The following is a 10,199-nucleotide window of genomic DNA, read 5'->3' on the forward strand; positions in this document are numbered from 1 at the left end:
TTTGTAATTAATTAGTTTAGTTTATTTTCCCCACGAAAGCCTTTCAATTAAGAACGCAGGAAGCCTGGCTTTATGCATTTTTTCCTGTGTTAAAGCTAGATCATATTCAAGCCTGCATACCTTTAATTCATTTGTATTCGTATCGTAGACCGAACAGGAAGTCCTGAAATTCCCGTCTCTTGGCTGGCCTACAGAACCGGAGTTTATGATATATTTTTCATCTTTATTCAGGCGGGTTGATTCGGTATTGCGAAAAATGTGGATCGATGTATTAGCCATAACGAACGGTATATGGCTGTGCCCTACAAAAGTAAACGGTGTTTTCAGCAGTGCCAGGTTCTCTTTATATTGAGCCGGTGTCAGCAGATAATCGCTTAACGGATCGATCAATGAACCGTGTACCAGAGTAAAATCCGAATGAAAAACGGTTTTTGGGAGTTCCGATAAGTATATCTGGTTTGATTCTGTGAGCTGCTGGCGCGTCCATATAATTGCCTTCTGTGCATACTCGTTGAACCATGTTATGTCCCTAAGCCCGCAGGCAGCCCAGTCATGGTTCCCTACGACTACCCATAAAGGGAACAGGTCTCTCAATTTATATACACACTCATTTGGATTAGGCCCATAGCCGACCAGGTCGCCGCAGGAAAGGTAACCGTCAACATTTTCAGATTTCAAATGAGCCAAAACCACTTCAAGCGCTTCCAGGTTTGCGTGTATATCAGATAATATTCCGTATTTCATAGATTTTATTAAATCGCAATTACCAAGATACAGGTTTCAGACAAATTGAAATAACCAATCAAACTTTGGAATTTGGTAATTGTTTGGTTATTGTTTCTTGGTTATTGGTTATTTTTAACTTTATAATATTGCTTACAAAAACAAATAGGCCTAAGATACGAAAGAATCGTTTTGGCTGTTGAATTAACCTGAAAAACCATTCAAGCCCTACTATTTGCATGAGCCTAGGCGCTCTCTTTAGGCTGCCGCTTAGCACATCAAAACTTCCTCCTACGCCCATAGCCAGCTTTATGCCAAACCTGTTGAGATTTTTCGATATCCATATTTCCTGACGCGGTACATCCAGGGCAACAAGAAGGATATCAGCCGCAGATTTTTTTATTTCTTCAATAACCTTTTCTTCGTCTTCCTTTTTAAAATATCCATGGTGAATTCCTGATATCTTTAGGTCAGGGTATTTAATTAACAGGCTCTTAGACGCCTTTTCCAAAATATCGGTTTTTGAGCCCAGTAAAAATATTTTGTATCCGTTTTCATTGGAAAGATTACAGATATCTTCTATTATGTCTATGCCGGCAAAACGCGATATTTTCTTGCCGAAAAGATAATGTACCGACCACACAATGCCTATCGAATCAGGTATTACGAATGCTGCATCCTGTATAGTCTTTGAAAGTATCTTATCCTTAACTGCCCGATTATACATCAGGGCATTCAAGGTTACTATCTGAGCGGGTATATTTTTATTTATTAAATTACGGATTATACCCTCTATATGCTCTTTTTCTGTAATATCAAGACAACCCGGGCCAAAGTTTATACGGTTCATAGGAGAGATTATGCTGTGGCAGCCAATTCCCTCTGCAAGCGTACAGATATAATCTTTGATACCCCCTGTTCTTCCATCGTTACGCCGTAAAGGATATTGGCCATTTCCATGGTGCGTTTATTGTGGGTAACCACCAGGAACTGGGTTTTAGAAGAGAAGGATCTTACCATGTTAATGTACCTTCCGATATTGGCATCGTCAAGCGGTGCATCGACTTCATCCATTATGCAGAAAGGGGAAGGCCTGACCATGAAGAAGGCGAACAATAAAGCTATCGCAGTAAGGGCTTTTTCTCCACCTGAAAGAAGTGCGATGTTCTGGAACTTTTTTCCCGGCGGCTGGGCAATGATGTCAACTCCGCTTTCAAGCAGGTTATTTTCATCTGTAAGCACAAGGTCTGCTTCCCCTCCTTCAAACAGCTGTTTATAGATCGTTCTGAAATTACTCTGCACTTCGTAGAAAGTTTTCTTAAAGTTTTCCAAAGTATTCTGGTTAATTTTTACTATAACCTGGTGGAGGTCTTCTTTTGCCTTAACCAGGTCCTGCTGCTGTGTCAGGAGGAAATTATAGCGCTCCTGTAACACCGCATATTCTTCAGGCGCTGCCATATTAACAGGTCCTATGGCTTCTATCCTCCTTTTTAAGCGCAGTATCTCTTCTTCCTGAACCGCCCCTTGAGCGTATTCGTCTTTTACTTCTTCAAAAGCGCATTCATATTCTTCTTTTAATCTGGCAATTGAAGCTTGCTTTTTTAGTTCCGAGCTTCTCATTTCAAGCTGGTATTTATGAATGTCCTGTTTTAGCTGTTCGGTCTGATTTTTTAATTCATGAAGGACTTTGTTTTTTTCATTGAAACTGTTGAGGAGTTCCTGCCGTTCTATCAAGCTTGCCTGTACTTCTTTTTCTTTTTTCTCCTGCTTTTTATAGAACTCCTTTAATTTATCGCTTTCGTTAGCTTGTACATCCTTTTGTTCCTCCAGTTTTAGCTTATTCGCTTCGAATTCTTTATGAAACTGGCCCAGCCTTTCTTTTACCGTTACTAAAGTCTCTTTTAATGTTTCATCTTCTCTTTTCCTTGAAGTAAGCTCGTTCACCTGTGTCGCCCAAGCGACCTTTGACTCTGTCAGGATCGGAGCTAATTCACTTTCTTTACGGTTAAGTTCGGACAGCCTGTTAAGAAGCTGCTGCTGGCTTGATTTTATTTCTTTTTCCTCATTCTCAATGTTTGAGAGGCTCTCAACAAAGGTTTTTAAATTATCTTTTGTTTTAGATTCCTCATTCTCATTCTTGCTCAATTCTTCCCGCGTGATTTGTATTTCTTTTTCCATGTACTCTTCATCCTGTTTTATGGTCCCGATCTGCTTTCTCTGCATTTCAAGAGTAAAGGCGAGCCTCTGCTGATTAGTGTCAATTTGTTTCATTTGTGCCGTTAACTGCTCGATTTCACAGCTTAAGTTTTTGGTTACATCAATGAGTTTATCCAGTTCATTCTTTTTTGATAAAAGTTCTTTTTCAAGGTCTTTGACCATAGTGGTGTTTATTTTTAAAGTTTCATCAAGGTTTATCTGCCCGCCGCCCTGAAGAACCGCATATCCGTAGATCGTATTTCCTGAGACCAGGGTCTCTCCGCATAAAAACGTAAGGGCTTTTTCTAATGTCTGGTCGTACCGTATCATGGATATTAAAGAGCGTGCTCCTGGAAGATGGATAACCGTGCTTGTATGGATATTTTCAGGCAGCCTTTCAAGCACTAGGAATGTTACTCTTCCCAGGTTATTTTCTTCCAGGTATTTTATAGCTGCGTTCGCCGATTCCACTGTATCCGAAACCAGGTAATCAAGTTTTTCGCCAAGAGCTTCAATAACTATATCCTGATAGACATCATCGATAGTTATCAAATCACGGATAGGCCCGCGTAGACCTTGAAACCCCATAGACAAAACAGAACGCGCTGCGGATTTTCTGGGGTCTCTCATCTCTATTTCTAAAAGCGTCTGTCTTCTAGATTCTATTGAAACTATACTTTCTTTAAGGGCAAGTATAGTGTTAGCTATTTTGGCTCTTTCATCTTCAAGTTTTGTCATTTTACTTCTTAGGTTTTCCTGCATCTCTAACGTCTGAGAATTTACCGCTTCGCTCTCGGAAAGGTCCTTCTCGAACCGGGCTATCTGTTCTTTTACAGGGGTGAGTTTTTCATTAAACCTATTTAAGTCTTTTTGCAGGGAAAGTATCTGTACCTGGCAGTGAGACTGATATGAATTAAGCCTGTTCTGTTCGTTATGGTTCTTGCTTTTTTCCGTATTTAGCTCGAATAACCTGTTCTTGAATATGTTCTCTTCATTATTTGCGTTAAAAAGGACGCTCCTTATTTCATTTAACTGGGCTTCTTTTTCTTTGTATTCTTTCTCAAGCTTAATTACCTGCTCATTGATCTCATCACAAAGGCGTGTTATGGAGGCTATCTCAGTTTCATGTTTTTTTATCAGTTCAGAATAATTCTTTATTTCATTTTTTAAATCAGCCTGGCGCTCAAGGAGTTCCTTTTCTCTTGCATCGGCAGATTGTATCCTTTCATCCGAGAGGCTGATATCGGATTTTATATTCGAAAAGTCATCCTGGAGCTTGATATAGGTTTCGTCTTTTTCCGTCTGCAAGAGCCTGATCTGTGAAATCTCAGAATCTATCTGGTTAAGACTGGTGTTGAATTTCTCAAATTCTTCTGTCTTAGGCACTAGCTCCAGATTGATGTTATCTATTTCAGCCTGATGCGAAGTTACATTCTTTACGAGGTTCGCTATTTCAAACCTCTTCAGGTCTTCCTGGTATTTTTTATACTGCCTTGCTTTCCTTGCAGCTGCATCAAGAGAACTGATCTGTTCTTTGAGAAGCGCCAGCATGTCGTTGACCCTGTTCATGTCTATGTCTATCTTCTCGAGTTTTCTTAATGTCTCTTCCCTTCTTACTTTATACTTTGAAACTCCTGCGGCTTCTTCAAATAGTTCGCGCCTTTCTTCAGGTTTAGCGGAAAGTACGAATTCGACTTTCCCCTGCTCCATTACAGCATAACCTTCTGTCCCTATGCCGGTATCAAGGAACATGTCGCGGACATCTTTTAAACGGCATTGTGTTTTATTCATAAAATATTCGCTTTCGCCGCTCCTGAATAGCCTGCGCGTAACCGTAACTTCTGAATAATCTATGGGTAAAAGGTTTTGGGAGTTGTCAAAGGTAATAGATACTTCTGCCATACCTGTTATAGAACGCGACTGTGACCCGTTAAAAATTACGTCCATCATCTGGCGGCTGCGCAAGGAATGAGCGCTCTGCTCTCCGAGGCACCAGCGGACTGCATCTGCAACGTTTGATTTTCCGCATCCGTTTGGGCCGATTATGGCTGTAATTCCTTGCTCAAAATCAAGCTTTATTTTGTCAGCAAAAGACTTAAAACCACAAATTTCAATCTTCTTTAGATACATTTTTTCATCCTTTTTTCCATAGATTATTTATTGTTATCATCTATTATCTAATAGTTATAAATGATAACAAATAAAAGATACAAAATTATATTTAATTTGTCAAGGGGTATACTAAATGTAGTTTAAAAATAGATTATATTACTAAGGGTTGGTGTTATCTGCATCATATATTAGGGCAAAATAGGGTTCTAATGGTCCGTATTAAAACTCATCGGGTGAAAGGCCTGAATAGGCTTTATGGATGGCATCAATAGAAATCATTCTTTTTTTCGGGGTTTTTGCTACAAAATAAATGCCTGCAAGAGCTGCTGCAGCTATGACATTAAAAACAAATAATAATTCAGCTGAACAACCGCCGTTATCGCACATTCTAGATTTTTCTTCAAGATAAATAGCTTCTTTCTGTTGTGGTGTAAGCTCCATTTCTTTCCCCTTTATCAATAAAATCCGGCAGTCAAAAGGCAAAAAGTAAACGCTGATTTTCTATACGCCTACCCTTTACCTTTTGATGCTGCCATAGATTTATTATAAAACTTCAACCTTAACTATGCTTGATTTTGCCAAGACCTTATCATCGCTGTTTTTTATTCTTGCAGTTATCTTGTATTTTCCAGGTGCAAAATTTACCCAGTCGAACCACCAATAACCGGCTGTATGACGGCAAGGCATCCAGGAAGAATTATTTATCTGTATCTCAGCAATACCGTCAGAAGCGCCCAGCCGCATAGCATAATGCGGCGGATACAATTTTTCGTTTTGGACAGGATGGTCTATAACAACAAAAGCGCTTGGCGCCTGGACGCTTTCCTTAACCTGTTGTTTGACCTGATTTGAGGCCGGCGCCTTTTCCGAAATAGTTGCTACAGCTGATGCGATTTTCGTCTTTAATGCATCTGTTGTCTTTTTTGCTGCTTTTCTTGGTGACATTTTACCCTCCATTTTTATTTAGCGTTTAGCGGATAGTTAAAGCCTTTGACTTTCTCCTATACGCTCCACGCTGCATTTTGTGCGCTATACGCTTGTTTGATATACTCTATACTTCTTGTATAGTTTACCGCCCATCATTTCACAAGCTCTTTGCGTCATTATATTATCTTCTAAAATCCATGAAAACTCACACTTTTTAAATCCAAGCCTAAGCGAATTTTTCAGTGACTCATTATATAACACCCCCTCAATCCCGCGTTGGCGGTTTTCTTTTACTACGCCCATTATCATAAGCCTTAGGGCATTGATTTTATTTTTGTAATAAAGAAACTTAAAAATACCGAGAGGCCACAAGTTTCCGTTCATTTTTTTCATTACAAAATTATAATCAGGTACGGCGATCAGCATCGCTACAGGTTTTCCGTCTATTTCAGCAAGTAGCGTCGTATCCAGGAGCAGAAGATCCTTGAGCCGTTTTGCTATAGTATAGAACTCTTTTTGCGTCCAGGGTACAAAACCCCAGTTTTTTTCCCAGGCTGCATTGTATATTTCTACCGCTCTGGCTATTTCGTTTTCAAAATCCTTTATGTTCAGTTTTCTTACTTTCAAACCCGGATTTTTTTTATAAGCTATTTGTGAAAGACGCTCCAGCCTTTCGAGATTTTCGCCGGACACATCCATATCATAAGCATAGAGCTCTTTTGCCTTGGATAGGCCGCTTTTTTCTGCAAGATACAGGTAATAGTCCGGGTTGTAGGGCATCATTAAACGCGGGGGCGTATCAAAACCTGAGCATAAGAAACCCATCTCATCGTTCGTAGAAGGATTCGTAGGTCCTATCATCTTCTGCATGCCTTTTGATCTCAGCCAAACAATAGCTTTGTCAAATAAGGCTTTTGCTGCATTGTGGTCGTTTATTGATTCATAAAAGCCAAAGAACCCTGTCTTTTCATTATGAAATTTTATAAAATTCTGGTCAGTTACAGCGGCTATCCTTCCAATACACCTGCCGTTTTCATCATACGCTAGGTAAAGTTCTTTTTCTGCATGTTCCCAAAAAGGATTTTCAGTTAATGTAAATTTATAGTCATCTATCAATTGAGGGACCCAGTTAGGGTCATTCTTATATATTTTCCACGGAAATTTAATAAACTCCATCAATTCGCTTTCAGTTTTTACTATTTTTATTTCCATAGAGCTATTGTTTATTGAGCCACCAAAGGTTCTTTATCCATTTTTTTGTTGCGTTAAGCATTTGTTCTCTTGAAAAACTGAATTTCCAGGTTTTTTCCGCCTGTTTTTTCTTTCTCATGCTAGCACCGGGTATGATGCCAAGCTGTTTACCTACTTTTTCAAAAGAATCAAGGACAAAGTCAAGCTGTTCATCGGTATGCGTTGCCATGTAACTTGTTCGTATTATGGCGTGGCCTTCAGGAACAGCCGGGCTTACTACTGGCGAAGTAAATATACCTCCGTCGAACAATATCCTCCACATCTGGAAAGCTTTCATGTCCTCGCCGACCGTTATAGGAATGATGGGGGACGCTGAGGTGCCTGTATTGAATCCGAGGTCTTCAAATCCTTCTTTCATTTTTTTAGTATTCTTCCAAAGTCTTATTCTCCGTTCAGGTTCTTTTTCTATTAGATCCAAAGCTGCAATAATTGCAGCTACCTGAGCAGGCGGCAGGCTTGCTGTAAATATCAATGACCTGGCAAGATGTTTGACATAATGTACCACTTCTTCTCTTGCGGCTATAAAACCTCCGATGGAGGCAAGGGATTTTGATGCTGTTGCCATTATTACGTCAACCTCGGATTCGATGCCGAAATGTTCGCCTGTGCCCCGCCCGTTATCACCTAAGACGCCTATCGAATGCGCTTCATCGCACATTACCCGTGCACCGTAACTCCGTGCAAGTTCTATTATTTTAGGCAGGTTTGCTATATCTCCTTCCATGCTGAACACGCCGTCAACAACTATTAATTTACCCATGTCTTTATGGCGGATCAACTGGCGTTCCAGGTCATCCATATCGTTATGCCTGTAACGCACCATTTCGCCTAAGGACAGCCTGCACCCGTCAATTATGGAGGCATGGTCAAGCTTATCTGTAATTACTATATCGCCTTTTCCTACAAGCGTTGAAATAGCGCCTAGGTTCGAGTGGTGCCCAGTTGTAAACAAGATAGAGGCCTCTTTTCCTACAAACCGCGCAAATTTTCTTTCGGCTATTTCGTGAAGGTCAAAGGTTCCGTTAAGGAAACGCGAGCCTGTAGGAGATGTCCCGTACTTTCTTATAGCCTCAATGCTGGCCTCTTTGACTTTAGGATGGCCTGCAAGCCCTAAATAGTTATTTGAACAGATAATTATCTTTTTCTTGCCTTCGACTATAGTCTCAGGTCCCTGCTCTGACTCTGTTTTATGGAAATAAGGGTATACTCCAGCAGCCATTACTTCCCGGGCAGTCGTAAATTTTACACATTTAGTAAAAATATCCTGATGCATAATGAACTCCTGAACAAGCTAATGACTAAATCCCAATTGAATAAATCCAAAACTTAAAAATCAAAAAATATTTTTATGTCATGGGATTTGTTTTGTTTGTCATTCTTTTTTAAAGCCAATTATTATCTTTATACCAAGTGTATGTTATTTTAGCACCTATTTCAAGATTTGTAAAGCCTATACTGAAATCTTTTTTTGTTTGAGAGTTATCTGCAAGCCAAAAACTACGTTCCATTTCACGTATTTTCTGTTTGTTCAAGACGGCAGGTCTGCCGGTTATTTTTGAAGCAGTCTCACAAAAAAAAGCCGTTAAATGAAAAACAATGCTGGGAACCGGTACGGGAAATGTAAATTTGCCGATTGATCCGGCTATGACTTTGCCGACGTCAAATAAAGCATAGGGTTTTTCGTCGCTTATAAAATATGTCTTATTTATGGCCTTTTTATTTAATATAGAATCAACCGCAAATTTTGCCAGGTCTTTTACAAAAACGAGTTGAAAATAACTTTTTTTTATCGGGTAAGGCCGCAGGTGATAGTTTATCAGTTTAAAAAAAATGAATATATCCTTGTCTCTCGGCCCATACACGGATGACGGCCTTAAGATCGTATAAGGCACTTTGTTTTTCAGTATTTCAACTTCTTTTTCTCCTGCCAGTTTGCTTGTTCCGTAATCAGAAACAGGGGTTTCCTGTTCGGTCAATGTTTTCGGTAATGCACTTGTGCTGGGACCCATGGCTGCCTGCGATGAGATATATATTAATTTTTTGATCTTTGGATTGTATTGAAGGATTGTTTCTACAAGGTTTCTCGTTCCGGTCTGGTTTGCCTGAAAATAGGCATCTTTACTGAAAGCACGTACAACGCCTGCATTATGAATGATAACATCGGCATGTTTTACAGGTTCTACCAGGGATTGAAGAGTGCACATATCACCGTAATAATATTTTATAGGCAGGTTTTTTAAAAAACCGAGGAAACTAGTCCGTCTTACCAGCGCTAATACTTCATGGCCGTTTTCAATAAGCTCCTCAGCGATATTACTTCCTACGAAACCATTTGCTCCTGTCAAAAGAATTTTCATGTTAATCAAGGATTACCAGGCTTGGGGTTAGTTTATAGAGCACAGCAGATTTTCTACTGAGAACTAAATGAATCTGATCAGTTGAATTTAATTAGTAATTCTACTATTATTCTCTAGAAAAATTCGTTTTGTATTTCCAAGAACTGGATTTCTTCCAAAAACTTTACGCCTACATAATAGCACTTTGTGCTTCTTTGGCACCAGACAACTTTGCCGGCTGTTTTTATCGGGTTATTCTTCTTGTAGATAGTGATGTAGAGGTTTTTCCCTTCACTTAAATGCTTCATCGATTTGAAGCACATTCCCCCGCTACTGATGTTGTCCAGAAGTCCTTTGTGAAGCTCGGCAATATCATCCCTGAATTCAATCGGAACGTTAAGTTTGTAACGTTCGTAAGTTTTCATGCTTGCTCCTTTAAACGTCATTTCTTTGAACTAATAAAATACGTTTATTTTGTGTTCTTATGTCCGCAATTTATCTAATAAAAAAATCCCGGCACTTCATCCTGTTTCCAATGCAGGTATTTTAGCACCTATTTATCGATTTGTAAAGAGTTCCCGGGATTTTCGAGTCCGTAATAGCGGCCATATTTTGGAAGTATCGTGCGTTTTTGTCTGCTTTGTTTGGTCGGTT

At 39.6% G+C, this 10,199-nt stretch carries 9 protein-coding genes; all 9 read right to left on the minus strand.

Translation table 11 applies throughout. The annotated features are described in order from the left end of the window. Positions 1 to 21 precede the first annotated feature (21 nt). Entirely contained in the window at positions 22 to 744 is a 723-nt protein-coding gene (locus tag LHV68_11245; protein MCB4792441.1) for a metallophosphatase family protein, read from the minus strand. Positions 745 to 802: 58 nt separating this feature from the next. After that, positions 803 to 1,573, minus strand: a complete 771-nt coding sequence (locus LHV68_11250; GenBank protein ID MCB4792442.1) for a WecB/TagA/CpsF family glycosyltransferase — start codon at positions 1,571 to 1,573, stop codon at positions 803 to 805. Positions 1,574 to 1,581: 8 nt separating this feature from the next. Continuing rightward, positions 1,582 to 5,049, minus strand: coding sequence for a chromosome segregation protein SMC (gene smc, locus LHV68_11255; GenBank protein MCB4792443.1), 3,468 nt, complete (start codon positions 5,047 to 5,049; stop codon positions 1,582 to 1,584). Between the two features lie 201 nt (positions 5,050 to 5,250). Continuing rightward, positions 5,251 to 5,472 (minus strand): hypothetical protein, encoded by a 222-nt coding sequence (locus LHV68_11260; protein ID MCB4792444.1) that lies wholly within the window; start codon positions 5,470 to 5,472, stop codon positions 5,251 to 5,253. Positions 5,473 to 5,574: 102 nt separating this feature from the next. After that, positions 5,575 to 5,976 carry a hypothetical protein gene (locus tag LHV68_11265; protein MCB4792445.1) on the minus strand — a complete coding sequence of 134 codons (402 nt, stop codon included), beginning with the start codon at positions 5,974 to 5,976 and terminating at the stop codon, positions 5,575 to 5,577. Positions 5,977 to 6,060: 84 nt separating this feature from the next. Then, the gene (locus LHV68_11270) at positions 6,061 to 7,170 is read right to left on the minus strand and encodes a hypothetical protein (GenBank protein ID MCB4792446.1); all 1,110 of its coding nucleotides are present in this window, start codon (positions 7,168 to 7,170) and stop codon (positions 6,061 to 6,063) included. A 4-nt stretch (positions 7,171 to 7,174) separates the two neighbouring features. After that, positions 7,175 to 8,482 carry an aminotransferase class I/II-fold pyridoxal phosphate-dependent enzyme gene (locus LHV68_11275; protein MCB4792447.1) on the minus strand — a complete coding sequence of 436 codons (1,308 nt, stop codon included), beginning with the start codon at positions 8,480 to 8,482 and terminating at the stop codon, positions 7,175 to 7,177. Between the two features lie 109 nt (positions 8,483 to 8,591). Then, complete coding sequence (locus tag LHV68_11280) at positions 8,592 to 9,566, minus strand: NAD-dependent epimerase/dehydratase family protein (protein ID MCB4792448.1); 975 nt, start codon at positions 9,564 to 9,566, stop codon at positions 8,592 to 8,594. 113 nt (positions 9,567 to 9,679) lie between these two features. After that, positions 9,680 to 9,970 (minus strand): PilZ domain-containing protein, encoded by a 291-nt coding sequence (locus LHV68_11285; protein ID MCB4792449.1) that lies wholly within the window; start codon positions 9,968 to 9,970, stop codon positions 9,680 to 9,682. Positions 9,971 to 10,199: the final 229 nt, after the last annotated feature.

It is taken from the genome of Candidatus Liberimonas magnetica, from assembly GCA_020523885.1.
Classification (GTDB): Bacteria; Elusimicrobiota; Endomicrobiia; order Endomicrobiales; family JAFGIL01; genus Liberimonas; species Liberimonas magnetica.